Source organism: Niallia sp. Marseille-Q9988 (assembly GCF_976954375.1).
This window is the reverse complement of the sequence record NZ_CDRJSZ010000010.1, coordinates 91,786-109,243: the sequence shown is the minus strand read 5'-3', so window position 1 is coordinate 109,243 and position 17,458 is coordinate 91,786. Positions and strand designations below refer to the sequence as shown.

Annotated in this window: 23 protein-coding genes; 2 read left to right on the top strand and 21 right to left on the bottom strand. The window is 33.3% G+C overall.

The annotated features are described in order from the left end of the window. The first annotated feature begins 6 nt into the window (after positions 1 to 6). On the top strand, positions 7 to 330 hold the full coding sequence (locus tag ACWNMZ_RS18215) for a hypothetical protein (protein ID WP_449598740.1): 324 nt from the start codon (positions 7 to 9) through the stop codon (positions 328 to 330). Between the two features lie 166 nt (positions 331 to 496). Here ACWNMZ_RS18215 and tnpA (ACWNMZ_RS18210) read toward each other — a convergent pair whose 3' ends face one another. From tnpA (ACWNMZ_RS18210) to ACWNMZ_RS18195, 4 genes are all read right to left on the bottom strand, one after another. Then, complete coding sequence (gene tnpA, locus ACWNMZ_RS18210; RefSeq protein WP_031540353.1) at positions 497 to 814, bottom strand: IS66 family insertion sequence element accessory protein TnpA; 318 nt, start codon at positions 812 to 814, stop codon at positions 497 to 499. A 185-nt stretch (positions 815 to 999) separates the two neighbouring features. Next, positions 1,000 to 1,146: a hypothetical protein gene (locus tag ACWNMZ_RS18205; RefSeq protein ID WP_235252859.1), complete on the bottom strand. Its 147-nt coding sequence runs from the start codon at positions 1,144 to 1,146 to the stop codon at positions 1,000 to 1,002. Positions 1,147 to 1,276: 130 nt separating this feature from the next. After that, a complete protein-coding gene (locus tag ACWNMZ_RS18200) occupies positions 1,277 to 2,056 on the bottom strand; it encodes a magnesium chelatase domain-containing protein (RefSeq protein WP_449598739.1) in 780 nt (259 codons plus the stop codon). Between the two features lie 393 nt (positions 2,057 to 2,449). Continuing rightward, complete coding sequence (locus ACWNMZ_RS18195) at positions 2,450 to 2,767, bottom strand: hypothetical protein (protein ID WP_449598738.1); 318 nt, start codon at positions 2,765 to 2,767, stop codon at positions 2,450 to 2,452. Positions 2,768 to 3,114: 347 nt separating this feature from the next. Here ACWNMZ_RS18195 and ACWNMZ_RS18190 point away from each other — a divergent pair, with 347 nt between their 5' ends. Next, positions 3,115 to 3,390 (top strand): nucleotide-binding domain-containing protein, encoded by a 276-nt coding sequence (locus tag ACWNMZ_RS18190; RefSeq protein WP_449598773.1) that lies wholly within the window; start codon positions 3,115 to 3,117, stop codon positions 3,388 to 3,390. 79 nt (positions 3,391 to 3,469) lie between these two features. Here the strand turns inward: ACWNMZ_RS18190 and ACWNMZ_RS18185 are convergent, their stop codons facing one another. The 17 genes from ACWNMZ_RS18185 to ACWNMZ_RS18105 form a co-directional block, all read right to left on the bottom strand. Then, on the bottom strand, positions 3,470 to 3,664 hold the full coding sequence (locus ACWNMZ_RS18185; RefSeq protein WP_449598737.1) for a hypothetical protein: 195 nt from the start codon (positions 3,662 to 3,664) through the stop codon (positions 3,470 to 3,472). Between the two features lie 1,209 nt (positions 3,665 to 4,873). After that, positions 4,874 to 5,020, bottom strand: a complete 147-nt coding sequence (locus ACWNMZ_RS18180; RefSeq protein WP_235252859.1) for a hypothetical protein — start codon at positions 5,018 to 5,020, stop codon at positions 4,874 to 4,876. A gap of 130 nt (positions 5,021 to 5,150) precedes the next feature. Further along, positions 5,151 to 5,312 carry an IS66 family insertion sequence element accessory protein TnpA gene (gene tnpA, locus ACWNMZ_RS18175; RefSeq protein WP_449598736.1) on the bottom strand — a complete coding sequence of 54 codons (162 nt, stop codon included), beginning with the start codon at positions 5,310 to 5,312 and terminating at the stop codon, positions 5,151 to 5,153. A 696-nt stretch (positions 5,313 to 6,008) separates the two neighbouring features. Beyond that, positions 6,009 to 7,175, bottom strand: coding sequence for a nucleotide sugar dehydrogenase (locus ACWNMZ_RS18170; protein ID WP_449598735.1), 1,167 nt, complete (start codon positions 7,173 to 7,175; stop codon positions 6,009 to 6,011). Positions 7,176 to 7,220: 45 nt separating this feature from the next. After that, positions 7,221 to 8,246, bottom strand: coding sequence for a dTDP-glucose 4,6-dehydratase (rfbB, locus tag ACWNMZ_RS18165; protein WP_449598734.1), 1,026 nt, complete (start codon positions 8,244 to 8,246; stop codon positions 7,221 to 7,223). Position 8,247: 1 nt separating this feature from the next. Next, positions 8,248 to 9,102 carry a dTDP-4-dehydrorhamnose reductase gene (gene rfbD / locus ACWNMZ_RS18160; RefSeq protein ID WP_449598733.1) on the bottom strand — a complete coding sequence of 285 codons (855 nt, stop codon included), beginning with the start codon at positions 9,100 to 9,102 and terminating at the stop codon, positions 8,248 to 8,250. Beyond that, entirely contained in the window at positions 9,099 to 9,665 is a 567-nt protein-coding gene (gene rfbC, locus ACWNMZ_RS18155; RefSeq protein WP_449598732.1) for a dTDP-4-dehydrorhamnose 3,5-epimerase, read from the bottom strand. Before rfbC ends, rfbD begins: the two co-directional genes overlap by 4 nt. Before the next feature lie 21 nt (positions 9,666 to 9,686). Further along, on the bottom strand, positions 9,687 to 10,565 hold the full coding sequence (gene rfbA, locus ACWNMZ_RS18150; RefSeq protein ID WP_449598731.1) for a glucose-1-phosphate thymidylyltransferase RfbA: 879 nt from the start codon (positions 10,563 to 10,565) through the stop codon (positions 9,687 to 9,689). A 29-nt stretch (positions 10,566 to 10,594) separates the two neighbouring features. After that, positions 10,595 to 11,920, bottom strand: coding sequence for a glycosyl hydrolase family 28-related protein (locus ACWNMZ_RS18145; RefSeq protein WP_449598730.1), 1,326 nt, complete (start codon positions 11,918 to 11,920; stop codon positions 10,595 to 10,597). A 33-nt stretch (positions 11,921 to 11,953) separates the two neighbouring features. After that, positions 11,954 to 12,466: an acyltransferase gene (locus ACWNMZ_RS18140; RefSeq protein WP_449598729.1), complete on the bottom strand. Its 513-nt coding sequence runs from the start codon at positions 12,464 to 12,466 to the stop codon at positions 11,954 to 11,956. Between the two features lie 17 nt (positions 12,467 to 12,483). Then, positions 12,484 to 12,975 (bottom strand): hypothetical protein, encoded by a 492-nt coding sequence (locus ACWNMZ_RS18135; protein WP_449598728.1) that lies wholly within the window; start codon positions 12,973 to 12,975, stop codon positions 12,484 to 12,486. Continuing rightward, positions 12,972 to 13,658, bottom strand: a complete 687-nt coding sequence (locus ACWNMZ_RS18130) for a DUF1972 domain-containing protein (RefSeq protein WP_449598727.1) — start codon at positions 13,656 to 13,658, stop codon at positions 12,972 to 12,974. The genes ACWNMZ_RS18135 and ACWNMZ_RS18130 overlap by 4 nt, the downstream gene beginning before the upstream one ends. Positions 13,659 to 13,670: 12 nt before the next feature. Then, positions 13,671 to 15,203, bottom strand: a complete 1,533-nt coding sequence (locus tag ACWNMZ_RS18125) for an oligosaccharide flippase family protein (protein WP_449598726.1) — start codon at positions 15,201 to 15,203, stop codon at positions 13,671 to 13,673. Further along, positions 15,196 to 15,603: a hypothetical protein gene (locus ACWNMZ_RS18120; RefSeq protein ID WP_449598725.1), complete on the bottom strand. Its 408-nt coding sequence runs from the start codon at positions 15,601 to 15,603 to the stop codon at positions 15,196 to 15,198. The genes ACWNMZ_RS18125 and ACWNMZ_RS18120 overlap by 8 nt, the downstream gene beginning before the upstream one ends. Positions 15,604 to 15,836: 233 nt before the next feature. Next, positions 15,837 to 16,217: a glycosyltransferase gene (locus ACWNMZ_RS18115; protein ID WP_449598724.1), complete on the bottom strand. Its 381-nt coding sequence runs from the start codon at positions 16,215 to 16,217 to the stop codon at positions 15,837 to 15,839. 9 nt (positions 16,218 to 16,226) lie between these two features. Beyond that, positions 16,227 to 17,078, bottom strand: a complete 852-nt coding sequence (locus ACWNMZ_RS18110) for a glycosyltransferase (RefSeq protein WP_449598723.1) — start codon at positions 17,076 to 17,078, stop codon at positions 16,227 to 16,229. Between the two features lie 8 nt (positions 17,079 to 17,086). After that, on the bottom strand, positions 17,087 to 17,458 hold the full coding sequence (locus tag ACWNMZ_RS18105; protein ID WP_449598722.1) for a hypothetical protein: 372 nt from the start codon (positions 17,456 to 17,458) through the stop codon (positions 17,087 to 17,089).

Here is a 17,458-nt window from a genome sequence, read left to right as displayed (position 1 = left end):
AAAAAAATGAGTGGAATAAATGCAGAAGAAGCGATTCGTTTCTTTAGTTCATATGGATTAAGAGTGGATGAAAAGTCGGTAAAGGAATGGGTCAAAGAAAACAATAAGAAGGCAAATTGCAGTGACCGTCGTCCAATCGTTGAGGAGGATCTGCATAGATATAATGATTGGTGTTTGGTAAAAGGAACTGCCTATGAGGAAGGCATAGATGACACAACAAAAATCGCTAGATTGTTAGAGGAAAATTCCCTTCTTAAAAAGGAAGTTGAGAAGTTAATAAATGAGAAATTTCAATTAGAAAATTCACTTGGACTGAATGACTGGATTTGATAGGTAATATGAAATCCCCCTGCCTTTATGGCGGGGGAATGATCAAAGTGTTGAATCTTAATTGATGAAAACTGTTTAAAATTATTTTATAAAAACTGTTTAATTCTACTTGACGGTTACACCGTGCTACCTCGAGCGAGGTAGACACTCTCAATCGTTGATGCATTTAGCATATGGATTGAAGTGTCCTTACCACATCTACAAGCAGCTGGGGATCAAAGCCTTGTTTGACCTCTAACGCTACGTGACCAACATGAACAACTATGTTAGATTGAGAGTCTGTCATTGTTTCATCCATTTCTAATGTAATCCATTGTGAAGGGGTATTTGACGTGTCTTCGGTTGTTTTAAGCTTCTTCTTCCAATACCAGAATTGATGAATACTGACCTCGTTGGCTGCACACCAATTTGAAGCACTTAGTCCGCTTGTCATATAGTTAGCAATCCGTTTTTCCCATTCAACTCTAAGATCGGATCTCTTCATATAGCAAAACCTCCATTATGTGTAATCTCTAGGAGATTATCGCATATAAAAAAGCGTCAAACCATGTGGGTATAGTTTGACGCTTACTTATAAGCTATATAATAAACGTATATAATGAAAAAGAGAAGTGCGCGAACACTTCTCTCTGCAACCTCTACCGTCAGGGTGTGGTTGTCAATTAAATATTATTTTGGTTGAGAACCACCCTTTTGCTTGCGACGGCGTAGGGTGGTTTTCTTGTTTTCTAATATGTTCTTCCGAAAGAAATAGGCGCTTATCTCACGCACAATCCCCTTCAGAACTTCACGAAGAAATTCAAGAAATGTTTCCATGATTATCACCTCCTTTCCTAAACGGAAAGAAGCACAACAACCAACCACCCTCACAATATTCAGTTGCTATTTCAGTTTATCACATTCACACAATCTAACTCTCTATCAATCTTCGACAAATTTCGGGTCGTCACTGTGACCAAGAGTTTAAACTCATCACTTCGAGTTGTGCTTGATTTGTTAATGAAGGTAGGATGGAAGGAAAAGATTCAGCTAACAAGCTCTTTCCACAACCAGGAGGACCATTCATCAGCAAATTATGCTCACCAGCTGCAGCAATTTCTAATGCTCTTTTTGCTTTCTCATGTCCAATCACATGACAGAAGTCCTTTTGATGTGTGGCAATCTCTGGTGTTAGATGATTCTCTGAGGAAAAAGAAGGTTGAGACAGCATGCTTTCTTGCCCTTCCAAATGCTGAACGACTTCCTCGATATGAGACACAACTATACATTCAATATCCTGTAGCATATGGAGTGGCAGCACCGAATCATAAGGTAAATACACTCGTTTGATCCCAAGTCCCCTTGCCGCAATAACTGCAGGTAGTATCCCTTCTCCACTCACAACCGAACCATCAAGGGATAATGCCCCAATGAACGCCGTATCTGTGGGAATCTCACGCTTCACCTCCCCCAGTTCCTTCAAAGCAGCAATTGCGATAGCCAGATCAAATAGCGAACCATTTTTCTTTTGATCAGGCGGAGATAGATTCACAACTACCTTCTTATCCGTCACATCCAAATCAAAATGAGCAATCGACGCCAACACCCTCTCTCGAGACTCCTTAACAGAAGCATCAGGCAACCCAACAATCACCATAGACTCCGTGTCCTGCGATATCCGCACCTCCACCTGAACACGGTACCCCTCTAATCCTTTCAAACCAATACTTGAAACCTTTACGGTCATACAAAACCCTCCAAACTATTTCGTTTTATAGTCGATGAATGAAAATAATTGAGAAAGAAACAATTCAAGAAAGAATAAAATAGGAAGATAAATCAATCGAGGTTAAAATAGAAGGAATTCTTTTTAGAACAAGAACAACTAACAGAGGGAAAGATATAATCTACCACTTCAATATTCTACAAAATAATCAAATTTCCTGCCAAAAATGAAAATAAAAAGAAAGAAGACAACAATATAACTGCTGTACTTCTCTTTGACAAATTCCATCGGCAATCCCACAAAACACTCTTGTAAAACTTTCCTGTGAAACAAGATTATTCGGGATTTCACTGTGACCTAAACTTTTCTACAATAGTCATTGAGTCAACCTAGATTTATATATCTCTTTATTAACTACCGAGTTCTCATTACTCTGGCTAAATTTAATTTGTTTTTGTTGAATGTTCTTGGAAAATTCCCATAATAACCAATGTCTTTTTTTGCATGTTTCATATTTGATATACCAGCTAATAAGTCATCGAAGTAGGAAAGATGTTCATATACTGCATTCTCTGTATGTTCACTTAAAATTTCATACTCTTGATATAACCTGTGTGCGTACTGCCTAGTTATTTCTTTAGTCGCTTTAGCATCTTTGTTTTCAATTTCTCGTCTATAGTCATCCATAATATTAATAAAAGGCTCATTTTTAATTGGGGTCCAGTGCGGCATAGTATCACTCCATAATTTTTTACTTACTATTTCAATACAAGAGAGAAAAATTCCTGTCGAACTAACTATTCTCTACAGAGAAAAAAGGATTATATTTAACTATTCAAATATAGCACTACTGCTGTACTTCTCCTTTAGCAATTTCACACAAATTCTCTCGTAGAACTTCCTGTGAAACAAGATTTTTCAGTGCCTCACTGTGCAGCAAGAATTTATTATCGGTTCGCCATTGGAAAGGGAAAAACGCCACCCCCCTCCAATATCCAACTACTATTTAAGTTTATCATTCACTCAATCTAATTCTCTACCAATCTTCGACATATTTCGGGGCGTCACTGTGACCAAGAATTCTAACCTTTTTTATTGAACACAATGAAGCCAAAGACAAACACCTTCCATTCACAGTATATTGGAAAGTACGTAACCGTGGAGATGAAGCAATAAAAAGAAAACAGCTAAGAGGGGAAATAGTTCGAGGCACTGACCAAAAAGTAGAAAGAACCTCCTTTAAAGGAGGACATTATGTAGAATGCTACATCATTCATAATGGTGTATGCGTAGCCAGAGACTTCCTTGATGTACCTATTTCATATAGTTTCAACAGTGCAATTGCCTCTTACTAAAATGAATTCTTGATTGTTTAATAAGCTCCATAATGAACATGAATCAATGAGTTCAAATGGAGCTAATATTTTTATTATTTCAGTAATCGAGGAACAGTTCCATCTCTCCAGACGATAATTGACTCGGCTTTAAACCTTTTTTCTGACAAAAATCCCACAAGGCTCTAACTTTTACTTTTGGTTCTCCTGTCCTACAACTTATAGCAAAAATTCCGTCTGGGAATGAATCATCAAATTTAATCATTTCTTCAATCATCCTTTTCTTATCAAACATATTCCCACCAACTTTTAAATATTATATCAATTTCCCACTTAGATTTTCACCCCCTTAACGCTTCCCCCTATATAGTTCAAAATCACTTTAGATTTCACTTCAAAAAACTCCTGCCTTCTATGTAGTCAAATTAAGTTCTCCCCCCCTTCTCTCAAACCTTGCCATTCCGGCCTTTCTCCTCTTTTCCCGATTTTTGGAAGTGGATGAGTTCTTCCTTAACTCATTCCTTTTTTTCCTGATTTTTGTCGGAATCATAAAAAATCAGTAAAATTAATCGTGCCGTTTTATGTATTTTTTACTTACCAAATACACCTGGAACATTCCGTATCATTTAGTGATAAATACTATGTCAGGGGTGGTACAAATCACTAGCTCCTGTGAAACATTTCTGTAAAAAACAAGGTTTTTCGAGGAGTCCTTGTGACCTCGAGTTTAAAAAAATGATTAGAGAGTATTTTAAAAATAATTCTAATTAGCAACAGTCTGTAAAAGAAAAGAGCCCTACAGTTTATTAAGCTAGTAATCTGTAGGGTTTTATTATGCTTGGTAAACGAATTGGCATTGTGTGGTACGTTTATTGGCGAAGACTGGTAAAAAACATGGCAAGGGTGGTAAAATCACCTGGCCGTAAACAATTCCGCAAAGGGCGGCTCTTTTCTCCGCAATGACTGGCTCAAAACTCCGCATAAGTGGCTCATTTCATCTGCAATAATCATTGCTATTTAAGTTTATCATTCACACAATCTAATTCCCTATCAATCTTCGACAAATTTCGGGTCGTCACTGTGACCATGAGTTCTTCAATATTCATCAATCGGGCGCGATTGCGGAAAACCATAAGCTTAATTCCTCAGTAAAAATAAGGAGGAATTAGGCTTTTTCACTTTCCAAAGCCTTGACGTTACCTCATTGGTAAACGCGTTGGCAGCACGTGGTAAATTTCATGGCAACCGCTGGTAAAAAACATGGCAGAAGCGGTACATTCTTATGGCTGTAATCACATTCCTAGCGGATACAATTTTAGAGGTTTTACTTTATAAAAAATGGAGCTAAAAAAACTCCCACAAAAACTTGACTCAATCTTAGCATGACACATAGTTGAAAGCAATTGTTATAAGCTATATAATAAACGTATATAATGAAAAAGAGAAGTGCGCGAACACTTCTCTCTGCAACCTCTACCGTCAGGGTGTGGTTGTCAATTAAATATTATTTTGGTTGAGAACCACCCTTTTGCTTGCGACGGCGTAGGGTGGTTTTCTTGTTTTCTAATATGTTCTTCCGAAAGAAATAGGCGCTTATCTCACGCACAATCCCCTTCAGAACTTCACGAAGAAATTCAAGAAATGTTTCCATGATTATCACCTCCTTTCCTAAACGGAAAGAAGCACAACAACCAACCACCCTCACAATATTCAGTTGCTATTTCAGTTTATCACATTCACACAATCTAACTCTCTATCAATCTTCGACAAATTTCGGGCCGTCACTGTGACCAAGAGTTAAGCCTTCTCTTCCAGTATCCAAATTGATGATAACTAACCCTATTGTCCTCACACCATTTAGCTTGGGATTGACCACTCGCTTTGTAGTCAGAAATTCTCTGTTCCCATTCTTTGCGTAATTCTAAATTGGGTTTTTTAGTCATGAAAAAACCTCCTCTAATATTTATTTGAAGAGATTATCTCAAAGATTCTTCTATTTGAATATGTGGGAGGAGTTTGACGCTTACCATTCAGTGGTAAAAATTATGTCAGAGGTGGTACATTTCGTTGGCCGTAATCATCTGTCTATTCGCAATACTCAACTATTTCAGTTTATCATTCACTCAATCTAATTCTCTATCAATCTTCGACAAACTTCGGGGCGTCACTGTGACCATGAGTTAATTCTCTATCAATCTTCGACAAACTTCGGGGCGTCACTGTGACCTAGAGTTTAATTCATTGGCGAACACTGGTAAAAACATGGCAAGGGTGGTAAAATCATGTGGCTGTAATCAAAGTGCTCTATTGCTTAACCTAATTAGATTCATTAAACCATTCGAATTTATATTGTCTACTTTTTAGATCCCGCTGCACTGTGACCGTCCCTTCTGGCTCAGATGTCCGCAAATAGTGGCTCAAAACTCCGTACTGACGGCTCAATCTATTCGCAATACTCAGCGGGTATTCATTAATATTTGACAATTTTATTTACGGTTATTAATAAATATACGGAGCAAAGTATAGTAAACAAATCACTATCCTTATCAAATTTATATTATTCTAAAAGTAAATTACCCTCATCTAAATTTAGATGAGGGTATCGATAAACTTTAAAATATTATACAGTATTATATCAATCAATCTCTACTAAACAAATCTCTAGTATAAACTTTCTCTTTAACATCTGCTAAATCACTAGATAATCGATTAGCAACGATAACATCAGAGATTTCTTTAAATTGATCAAAATCATTAATAACTCTAGAATTAAAGAATGTTTCTTCATCCAATGCTGGTTCATAAACAACAACTTCAATACCTTTTGCTTTAATGCGTTTCATAACACCTTGTATTGCAGATTGTCTGAAATTATCTGAATCCATCTTCATGGTTAATCGATAAATACCAACAACTTTTGGATTCTGTTTAATAATCATGTCTGCTACATGATCTTTTCTCGTTCTATTAGCATCAACAATTGCTGTCATGATATTATTAGGAACATCTTCATAGTTAGCTAATAGCTGTTTTGTATCTTTAGGTAAGCAGTAACCACCATATCCGAAAGAAGGATTATTATAATGAGTTCCGATTCTTGGGTCTAATCCAACCCCATCAATAATTTGCTTAGCATCTAATCCTCTTACTTCTGCATAGGAATCAAGTTCGTTAAAGAACGCTACCCTCATTGCTAAATATGTATTAGCAAATAGTTTAATAGCTTCTGCTTCAGTTGAGTTTGTAAATAATACATCAATATCTTCTTTTTCTGCACCCTGGACTAATAAATCTGCAAATACTTTTGCCCTTTCTGATTGTTCTCCTAATACAATGCGAGAAGGATATAAATTATCATATAACGCTTTTCCTTCTCTTAAAAATTCAGGAGAAAAGATTATATTATCCGTTTCAAACTTCTCTTTTATTTTCTCTGTATAACCCACTGGAACAGTAGATTTGATGATCATTATAACATCTGGATTAATTGAAAGGACATTAGCAATTACAGCTTCAACTGTTCTAGTATTAAAATAATTTTTTTCTGGATCATAATTTGTTGGTGTAGATATAATTACATATTCTGCATCTTTAAAGGCTTTGTAATTATCTGTTGTTGCTATCAAATTTAAATCCTTTGTTGCTAAATATTCCTCAATTTCACTATCAATAATTGGTGATTTTTTATTGTTAATTAAGTTTACCTTTTCTTGAATTATATCGAGGGCTATAACTTCATTATGTTGTGCTAAAAGAATAGCATTAGACAAACCCACATAGCCAGTGCCTGCAACTGTTATTTTCATTAATTATACCTCTCCTTTGATAAACAGCATTCAAGCAAAAAATTATTAATTCTTTAAGCTATACTGCTTCTCAAAATAATTTTGATATTCTCCGCTGATGATTTGCTCCCACCATTCTTTGTTATCTAGATACCATTGAATCGTTTGGGCAATTCCAGATTCGAAGGTGTAGGTTGGTTTCCAGCCTAATGCTTCCAGTTTAGTTGGATCAATCGCGTAACGCTTGTCATGACCTAAGCGATCGGTTACGAATTCGATTAAGTCTTCTGACTTGCCTAGTGTGCTAATGATTGTTTTTACTACTTCTAGGTTTGTACGCTCGTTATGACCACCAACATTGTACACTTCGCCATTTGCGCCTTCATGAAGCACTAAATCAATTGCCGCACAATGATCCAATACATGCAACCAATCACGAATGTTTTTTCCGTCTCCATAAACAGGAATCTTTTGATCATTTAACACACGAGAAATCGTTAATGGAATTAATTTCTCTGGGAAATGATAAGGTCCGTAGTTATTGGAACAACGAGTAATGTTGATTGGCAAGCCAAATGTTTCATGGTAAGCACGAACCAACATATCCGAAGATGCTTTACTTGCACTATATGGGCTATTTGGTTGTAATGGTGTATCTTCTGTGAAGAAGGTTGTTGGATCGAAATCTAATTCTCCATACACTTCATCTGTCGATACATGAACAAATTTCGTTACGCCAATCGCTTTTGCCGCATCCAGTAATACCTGTGTACCAAGCACATTTGTCACCACAAAGATTTCTGGGTCTGTAATCGAACGGTCCACATGGCTTTCTGCTGCGAAATGAGTGACATAATCAAACTTTTCTTTTTCAAAAAGCGCAAAAATAGCGTCTCGATCTGCAATATCGGCCTTTACGAAATGATAGTTATCCTTCTTTTCAATCTCCTTATGCTTCGTTAGATCTCCTGCATAGGTTAATAAATCTAAATTATAAATATCGTAATCTGGATATTTATTGACCATATATTGCACAAAGTTTCCACCGATAAAACCTGCTCCACCTGTTACTAACACTTTCTTTCTTGCCACCTTAGTTCACCTCTTCTTGTAATTCCGCGATATATCGCTTTAATGCATCCTGCCAATCAGGAAGACGGGTAAAGTCATTCTGCTCTAGCTTGTCCTTCGACATGCGAGAGTTCTTTGGTCGAACTGCTTTAGTCGGATATTCTTCGGTTGTAATGCTATTTACTTTCACCTTTTTTCCCGCTACTTCAAAAATTTCTTTCGCGAAGTCTGCCCATGTAATAAAACCCTCATTTGATGCATGATACACGCCGTACTTCTCTGTTTCTACCATATCTAACAAAAGCTTCGCTAAATCAAAGGTATACGTAGGGGAACCATATTGATCTCCTACCACATTTAATTCGTCTCTTGTTTCCGCCAGACGAAGCATCGTTTTAATAAAGTTATTGCCATTGATGCCAAATACCCAAGAGATACGAACAATGAAGTATTTATCCAAAAGGGACTGAACAGCTTTTTCGCCTTCATACTTTGTCAATCCATAGTAACCAACCGGTTTCGCTGCATCTTCTTCTGTAAAAGGCTCGGTACCTGTGCCTTCAAACACATAATCTGTGCTAATATAAATAAATTTAGCATCTACACGTTTCGCCGCAGCTGCCAAATACTTTGTCCCATTCACATTGACATCGAAGCAAGTTTCTTTATCGTCCTCTGCGTTATCCACCGCCGTATAAGCAGCACAATGAATAATCGCATCTGGCTTCACTTTATGTACATAGCTTTCCACTTGTTCTTCCTGCGCGATATCCAGTTCCTTGTGACCGACACCAATCATTTCAAAACCACGTTTTTTTCCTTCTAAAACAACATCATAGCCTAATTGCCCAGAATAGCCTGTCACTAAAATCTTCATTTATTTTCACCAAAAATAAAATTGTTGTCTGCGTCTTTTAGTAATGGCGCTTTTTCATCTTTTTCTGAAAGAACAGGTTTTATGTCTAGCGGCCACTCAATACCAATAGTAGGATCATTCCAAAGAATGCCTCGATCACAATCTGGGGCATATAGGTTGTCTACTTTATACTGCACTTCTACATCATCCGTAATCGTCATAAAGCCATGCGCAAACCCCTGTGGGATTAATAGCTGCTTTTTATTTTCAGCAGAAAGCTCGATCCCAAACCATTTTCCAAATGTTGGACTATTTTTACGAATATCTACTGCCACATCATAAATAGCCCCTTTGGTACAACGGACTAATTTTGTTTGTGCTTTTGGATTTAATTGATAATGCAAGCCGCGAAGTGTTCCTTTCGTTGCCGAAAAGGATTGATTATCCTGTACAAATTTAATGGCAATCCCAGCTTTTTGAAACATCTCTTCATTGTATGTTTCCATGAACCAACCGCGATGGTCTCCAAATACCTTTGGTTCCACTACTTTTAGCCCTTCGATAAATGTTTCTGTTATTTGCATCCTAAAGCACCTCAAATTTACTTAATATTTAATATCGCCTTTTGCCACTTTTAATAAATATTGACCGTATCCTGTTTTGGAATAGAGATTACCTTGTTCGATTAGAGAATCATTCGTAATCCAGCCATTAATATAGCCAATTTCCTCTGGTGCAGCAATTTTAATTCCTTGGTGATCTTCAACTGTACGAACAAAATTAGATGCCTCTAATAAACTTTGATGGGTTCCCGTATCTAACCAAGTGAATCCTCTACCAAGTAATTCTACTTCTAATTCTCCAAGTCGCAAATAAGCTTCATTAATAGACGTAATCTCTAACTCCCCACGATGGGAAGGCTCCACATTTTTTGCAATCTCTACCACACGATTGTCATAGAAATACAACCCTGTTATTGCGTAATTAGACTTAGGCGCTTCCGGTTTTTCTTCCACACTCAAGACTTTTCCATCTGCATTAAATTCCACTACCCCAAAACGCTCTGGATCTTGAACATGGTAGCCAAATACCGTTGCCCCTCTCTCTTTTTGAGCGGCATGTTGCAGAATTTTTCTCATTCCACTACCATAATAGATATTATCTCCTAATATCATTGCAACAGAATCATTCCCGATGAATTCTTCTCCAATAATAAAAGCCTGTGCAAGCCCTTCTGGCTTTGGCTGAGCTTTATATTGCAAGTTAATCCCGAATTGGGAGCCATCACCAAACAATGCTTCAAATCGAGGCGTATCCTCTGGTGTAGATATAATCAAGATGTCTTTAATTCCCGCTAACATTAATGTAGAGAGTGGATAATAAATCATTGGTTTGTCATTTATAGGAAGTAATTGTTTACTTGTCACTAAAGTCAATGGATATAGTCTAGTACCACTTCCACCTGCTAAAATTATGCCTTTCATAATTTCATTCCTTTCAAATTCTAATTTGTTTAATCTGTTTCTTTTAAAAATGTATTTCCTATTGAGTAAAACTGTTTTACTTTTGGATCAACATAAATATACTCTTTATTAGCGTTACTAAACTGGCATCCTATTATAGAAATACCTTGCCCCTTATTAAGTTCAACTAATATATTTGGAGCATCTTTATTACCTACATTCTGCTCATTATTTATTGTAGGTGAATATACATCCCACATTACCGTATTATCATATATATTATCTGTTGTTATAAAATTGGGTTCTTTTGTACCACTAACGCCTGTATTTTTTGCTATATATATATAACCATTTCTATTAGATGGTATTATGAAATCACCTTTTTTATATTTTGTTTTAGCTTGCCAAACATAGCCTATAGTTCTGTCGCCTAAAAAAAATGTATTGGATATTGAAATACCTTTCGCAAAATCATCCACGGTCTGTATATGAGGAGCATTTCCACCATAAAAAAATGAATTTATAATCTCTACTCCTCTCACTTTGCCTATCTCTAACAACGGTTTACTCTTGATTATACCTCCTGTATCATCTGTAGATTCAAAATGAGCACCGGAGAAAAAAATAAATTCTGCATAATCAAACTCATCATCGCTAGTAGCGATTGAAACATCAGTTCCAAAATTTCGTTCAAAATGATTATTGTTTATATTAACAGTATTACTAACCCCATTCTGATTTCCACCTAAATATAAGACAGGAGCGTAATCCGATCCAGATTTATTAAAATGATTATCCTCGATTGTTGCATTTTGTAACGAATAACCTTTAATTGCATAACCCTGTATATTATAAAAATGACAATTTTTTATTCTTAATTCGAATCCACGTTCTATAATTAATCCATTACCTCTAGAACCTTTACCATCAAAGACAATATTTTCTATAGTTAAACCACGGCCCTCAGCAAGAATTAAATCATGATTGGTATTTTTCTTTCTCGTAAGCGTTACACTTCTAGTATCTTTGGTATCAATCCCATAATAGGAGTTATTTGCACTAAGCCCTAATAATTTTACTGCTTTTTGCTCTGGGTGAATTATATTCAATGTTTTATTAATTAAATATTCACCAGGGGGAAAAACAACAATTCCTCCCTTAGTTGAGGCCTCATCAATAGCCTTTTGGATAGAACTCGAACTATCTTTTTTTCCTGTTGGATCTGCACCGTAATTAATTACATTTAATAAAAAATCAGAATTATTATCATCAAAAGATATATACTTGTAAAAAGTAAACACTGCGAAAATTAGCAATAGAAGAATTATTATAAATTGATACCGACTAACACTTTTTTTGAAATTATATCCACTCATAAATTCTCCCATTCTTAAATTATTGCATTCTACTTAATTTAACTCTCTAATTCTTTTTGCAGGCACCCCTGCATATAAACCATTAGGAGAACAGTTTTTTGTAACAACTGAACCCGCAGCTATTACACACCCTTTACCAATTGTTACTCCTGGTTGAATTATTACTCTCGCACCAATCCAACAACCATCCTCAATTCTTATATCTTTTCCATATGTCTGTCCAGCTCTTCGAACTGAATTACCAATTTCATGAGTTGAAGTTATCATAGATACCTGCATTGCAATATCACAATTTTCGCCTATTTCTATTAATCCATTATTATCAAAAAAGCACTGATAATTTACAGTAGTACCTCTACCTATTTTAATGTTATTTCCACCAAGAAAACATTTTGCTTGAATATATTTCGTATTTATTTCTACTCCATAAATTCTATATATTTGCGATCGGATAGTTCTAGGCACTAGAACGGAAGACGCTATTGTATTAATAAATAAATCTCTAAAAATTACAAGTTTAATTCTATTGATAACTTTTGTTAACATTAACTTCAATCCTTGTTTTATATTTTTTCTTTTACTACCTTATAAAATGCAGATTCGTATCTTTTAATAATGTCATCCCAAGAATAATCATCGATAATTCTCTTTTTAGCTTTTTTAGATAGAGTTTCAACATCATCCGAGGATACCCCTTCCAAATTATTCAATACTTCACAAAAATCGCCTTCCTTTTTAGTGAAATAAATGGCAGCCTCCTCCCCTACTTCACGATTAAAATTAACATTTAGCAACAAATTTATGTCAGTACTTGCTAATGCTTCGAGTAAAGAGGGGTTTGTCCCTCCTACTTCATGGCCATGAAGATATCCAAATGCATTTTCTCTTATCTTTTTAAGTAACTCATCATTATAAATTGTACCAACAAACTTTATTCTATTATCATTTTTAAAATTGGTACTTTGAACTAATTCTTTGTAATATTTATTTTCTTCCACATTAGTAATTATTACTAAATCTTTAGTAGTATTAGATTTAATAAATTCTTTAATCATAAGTTCATAGTTATTTTCTGAACAAATCGTCCGACTATTAAATAATACTCTTTTAACCTGATATTATTTTTATTATAAAACGACAATAATTCCTTAGAATCATTTTTAAGAATGGAGGGTTTAATATCAGCTCCATAAGGAATAAATTCAGTATTCGGATTGAATTTACTATATTCCTTTTTTATATATTTCTCTATACTTTTTGAATCGCAAATTACATAATCAACGTATTTTATAGTATTTTTTTCAGAATTTTTCCAATATTTCTTGATTAATGCGTTCCACTTACTTCTTTTCCATTCATTCCCATCAGGGTTTGTAACCAATTTTATTCCCAAATCTTCTATTTGTTTTTTAAACAATTTCAAAAAAGGACCTATTCTACAAGTTAATATATATATTATTGTATTTTCTAGTCTGTTCATTCTAATGTATTTAATCGCTTCTCTTAGACTTAGTAAATCATACAAAACTGCACCAGCACTTCCTATATTCGGTACACGCACGTTAAAACAACGTGAATTATTGTAATAAAATTCCTTATTACTTTCATTACTTAAACAAGATATATGATATCGTATGTCTTCATTTACTCTTTTACTTGTTAAATTTTCAACAAACGTTTCAAATCCGCCATATTTAGCAGGAATTCCTTTTGACCCAATAACAAATACATTATACAAAATTAAATCACCCTACTTATTTAATAATTTTTTTAAAGGTTTGTACAGTTTATCCATTTCATTTTTACTAAACTCTTTTAGAACAGTAATCAAAACAATATATAGTATTATAAAACAAACAAAACCAACTATTAGAACGAAGTACAAATTATGTAAATTCGTTACATCAATAGTTTGAATAGTTAGTAAAGCACTAAGTATGGAAGCAAGCAAAATTTTAAATAAAGATTTCCAAGGTATTCTCCATAATATTAATTTATATGAGGAAATATAAATTGCAATTGGATATGCTATATAACCTAGGAATGTGGCAATTGACGCTCCAATATATCCATACTTAGGTATAAGAAGAATATTAAATGCAATATTAACTATTACAGCTACAACCACATACCAAACCATTTGTTTTGTTTTACCATGTATTTCATGAACCTTATGACCATACAATGAAAAATGCCATATTAAAAAACCAAATAATATAATTGGAATAATAAATGCTCCACTTCTATAATCTTCCCCTAATAATACTGTAGCTATTTCTACTCGAAATATGGAAATAAAAAATGCTAAAGGCATCATAGTAAGCAAAAATAATCTTGAAAAATTACTTATAGTACTTTGAAAAACCTCTTTATTTATCCCATTTTCACTTACCGCATTCATTATGATAGGGTGTGCAGCGTTTAATAACGGACCACTAAGTAGACCCACCCCAAAAAATACAATTGATGTATTTGCTGAATAAATTCCAACTTCAATATTACCTCTATAGTATCCAATCATATATTTATCTACTAAATTTAATAAAGAAGTTCCTAAAAACCAACCGATCATGGGAAAACCATATTTGAAGAAATCTTTAAAAAAATCTTTAAAATTTTGGTTTAAATACTTTATAGTATTTTTAGATTGAATAATACCTGTCTCTTTAAAAATAGGATAAATGATTAGAATAATAGAAATAATTGTTCCAATAAAAATACTAATAATGTCTTTAAACACAAAGAATATTAGTATTAAAGACATACCAAACTTAATTATTGAGTTAATTAATTGATAATATCGAAACTTATTAACCTTCAACTCTGATTGGAACAACACTAAACCAATTTTTAAAAGCCCTTGCAATATTACTAAAAATACAGAAATCCAAAATATAGTACTGAACCTCTCTATAGGCATGTGGTTAAAAAAAAGATTAATTATAAAATATATTAAAATTGAAAAAGCTATTATTATCACTGAAACCAAAATTAACATTTGATATAAATTAGCATTAAAATAAGAAATCATATTGTTATGAACATACTTTGGTCGATAATATTGAATTGATTGCATTATCCATTGGGACATAACCATAGATAATAATTGAGTAGTTGTTAATACTAAATTATAGAGTCCAAAATCAGCAGTAGAAAATAAACGTGTAAAAATCATTACTGATAAAACATTCATGATAGCTGGAATTAAGATTGCAGGTAAATATGTAAGTGCATCTCTACTATACCTATTCGTCATTTTATCTACTAGATTTGTACTACTCATCGGTCAATCCCAGCCCTTTTTTTATTTCTCCTAATTTGCCTTCTTCTCCTAGTTTAATCGCTTTAATAATCAGATCTCTTCTAGTTGAATTTTTATAAATTATCGCTAGTATAGAGATAATTAAAAGGAAGAAAATTTTATTGAGAATATAAATGAATTTATTATTCACCAAATCTTTCTTTTCAAAATAAACCCTGTTTCTAATACTATAAAATATTCTAAAATCTGATTTACTCTTAAATAGAGATAATAAGAAACCACTATTGTCTTTATTAAACCAAGTTTTATCAATATCAGATATTTTACTTTCAGGTACAAGGAATATTTTTCCTCGCCGTTTAGTTACTCTATAACTAAATTCATAATCATCAGAATACAAATAAAATTCTTTATTTGGCAAACCGATTTCATCTACAAGGTCTTTATGGAAGAAAAAACCACCATATGGAGCTAAAGGAACATCTACTATATTTAAGTGTTCTTTTTCTACAAATACATTCTTTTTATGAATTCTATTTATTACTTTCTTGATTAAATCTTTAAAATGAATGCCTAAAAAACTATTATTCGATGGAAAATATTTACTCGAATCTCTAAATTTTGAAGCAAGTATATATTCTTTCCTATCTTCTCTTAAAGAAAGTAACGAAAATTCATTTTTTTATACTTTTCCTTAAAATCATTATAATAAGATATTAATAATTCTAAAGCATTATTCTCTGGTTTATTATCGTCGTCTAATAACCAAATATATTCACAGTTTGAATTTGCTCTAGCCATTTCTATTCCAACATTAAACCCATTAGCAGAACCAGTATTATTTAACAAATCAACAACCCTTACTTTTGAATTTGTCTCAAAATACTTTTTTAAGTCTGTCGATGAACCATTATTTATAACAATTATTTCATTTATATAATTGTCACTTCTCAATACAGAAATCACTTCATCCAGAAGGTTAATACGATTTCCGTAAGTTACAGTTACAACAATAACGTTACCACCTTGTTCCATAGCTAACCCCTATCTCAATAATTGTTTTTCTACATGTTTTAGCATCTCAGATAATCTAATATTCCAGTCTTCATTTTTAACTGAATTCATTATTTCCTCTTTGCTAAATTTCAAATATGGTGTTTTAATACATTCAGATATTTTTTTTGAAAATTCTTTTTTATCATCACTAATATGGATAACATTTTTAAAATCAGAAGAAGGAGGTACTGACGTAGTAATTACTTCTTTTCCTGCAGCCAAATATTCATATAGTTTTAATGGGTTCATTGATTTCGTAAACTTGTTAACTTTATGTGGAATTAAACAAATATCGAAATGGATTAAATACTTAGGAATATGCGAATGATGTTTAGCGCCCAAGAAATATACATTTTGGTAATGCTTAATTGGCTGAAAATATTTTTTTGATAATATCGGTCCCACAAATACGAAATTTATTAAAGGGTTCTTTTCAATACATTCTTTTAAAATATCAATATTTACTCTCTCTTGCATTAAACCTATATACCCTACCAATGGACCATTTGGTAAATCACTTGGTCTGTAATAATCGCTTTTATGATGAATTTCTTGATACTCTCTAATATTTATTGCATTAGGAATATAATAAGCATTATTATGATTTATGAACAGTTTATTTCTCAAATCCTTCGAAACTGTAAAGATAAGTTGTGCATTATCATTAGCTGTTTTATACATATGCGCTAAATATTTTGTATCACTTTTGTTTTGATCATGTTCAAGTAAATTATCAATCGCATCGAAAATCAAAAGTTTATTTTTGAAGTGATTAGCAATTTCTATTCTGGTTAAATCAAAACACCAGGTCAAGTAATTATCAAGACTTAAAAAATTCAAAGCTTTCTCTATTTGTTTTTGTAATTTTCTTCCAAAAAACGGAATCTTTCCAATCTGTTTCCCTTGGGATTAGGCAAATGATAATCAATATCTAAGATATATAATTTCTCACTTATTTTTATCATTTTTGAAAAATGGTTACTATATATAATTTCCTCTTTATTTTCTGAATAAGATGGTGCATCATAAGCACCTCCATTTTTCAAATTTATTAAACCTTTAATATAGGAAGGAACCTTAGATCTATTTACACATAAAATTTTATCTATGTTTGGATTATCTATCATTGCTTTCAATAAATTTGCTTCCCTGGTTCTAAATCCCTCTCTTTTCATAGAATTCCAGTCTCTCCAAGGGAAAAACAATATATTATATCCCAT

Bases quoted from the DNA above. Each gene is read 5' to 3' on its own strand.
- ACWNMZ_RS18215 (WP_449598740.1), top strand. From the start codon at position 7: ATGAGTGGAATAAATGCAGAAGAAGCGATTCGTTTCTTTAGTTCATAT.
- tnpA (WP_031540353.1), bottom strand. From the start codon at position 814: ATGAAGAGATCCGATCTTAGAGTTGAATGGGAAAAACGGATTGCTAAC.
- ACWNMZ_RS18205 (WP_235252859.1), bottom strand. From the start codon at position 1,146: ATGGAAACATTTCTTGAATTTCTTCGTGAAGTTCTGAAGGGGATTGTG.
- ACWNMZ_RS18200 (WP_449598739.1), bottom strand. From the start codon at position 2,056: ATGACCGTAAAGGTTTCAAGTATTGGTTTGAAAGGATTAGAGGGGTAC.
- ACWNMZ_RS18195 (WP_449598738.1), bottom strand. From the start codon at position 2,767: ATGCCGCACTGGACCCCAATTAAAAATGAGCCTTTTATTAATATTATG.
- ACWNMZ_RS18185 (WP_449598737.1), bottom strand. From the start codon at position 3,664: ATGTTTGATAAGAAAAGGATGATTGAAGAAATGATTAAATTTGATGAT.
- ACWNMZ_RS18180 (WP_235252859.1), bottom strand. From the start codon at position 5,020: ATGGAAACATTTCTTGAATTTCTTCGTGAAGTTCTGAAGGGGATTGTG.
- tnpA (WP_449598736.1), bottom strand. From the start codon at position 5,312: ATGACTAAAAAACCCAATTTAGAATTACGCAAAGAATGGGAACAGAGA.
- ACWNMZ_RS18170 (WP_449598735.1), bottom strand. From the start codon at position 7,175: ATGAAAATAACAGTTGCAGGCACTGGCTATGTGGGTTTGTCTAATGCT.
- rfbD (WP_449598733.1), bottom strand. From the start codon at position 9,102: ATGAAGATTTTAGTGACAGGCTATTCTGGGCAATTAGGCTATGATGTT.
- rfbC (WP_449598732.1), bottom strand. From the start codon at position 9,665: ATGCAAATAACAGAAACATTTATCGAAGGGCTAAAAGTAGTGGAACCA.
- rfbA (WP_449598731.1), bottom strand. From the start codon at position 10,565: ATGAAAGGCATAATTTTAGCAGGTGGAAGTGGTACTAGACTATATCCA.
- ACWNMZ_RS18145 (WP_449598730.1), bottom strand. From the start codon at position 11,920: ATGAGTGGATATAATTTCAAAAAAAGTGTTAGTCGGTATCAATTTATA.
- ACWNMZ_RS18140 (WP_449598729.1), bottom strand. From the start codon at position 12,466: ATGTTAACAAAAGTTATCAATAGAATTAAACTTGTAATTTTTAGAGAT.
- ACWNMZ_RS18135 (WP_449598728.1), bottom strand. From the start codon at position 12,975: ATGATTAAAGAATTTATTAAATCTAATACTACTAAAGATTTAGTAATA.
- ACWNMZ_RS18125 (WP_449598726.1), bottom strand. From the start codon at position 15,203: ATGAGTAGTACAAATCTAGTAGATAAAATGACGAATAGGTATAGTAGA.
- ACWNMZ_RS18115 (WP_449598724.1), bottom strand. From the start codon at position 16,217: ATGGAACAAGGTGGTAACGTTATTGTTGTAACTGTAACTTACGGAAAT.
- ACWNMZ_RS18105 (WP_449598722.1), bottom strand. From the start codon at position 17,458: ATGGGATATAATATATTGTTTTTCCCTTGGAGAGACTGGAATTCTATG.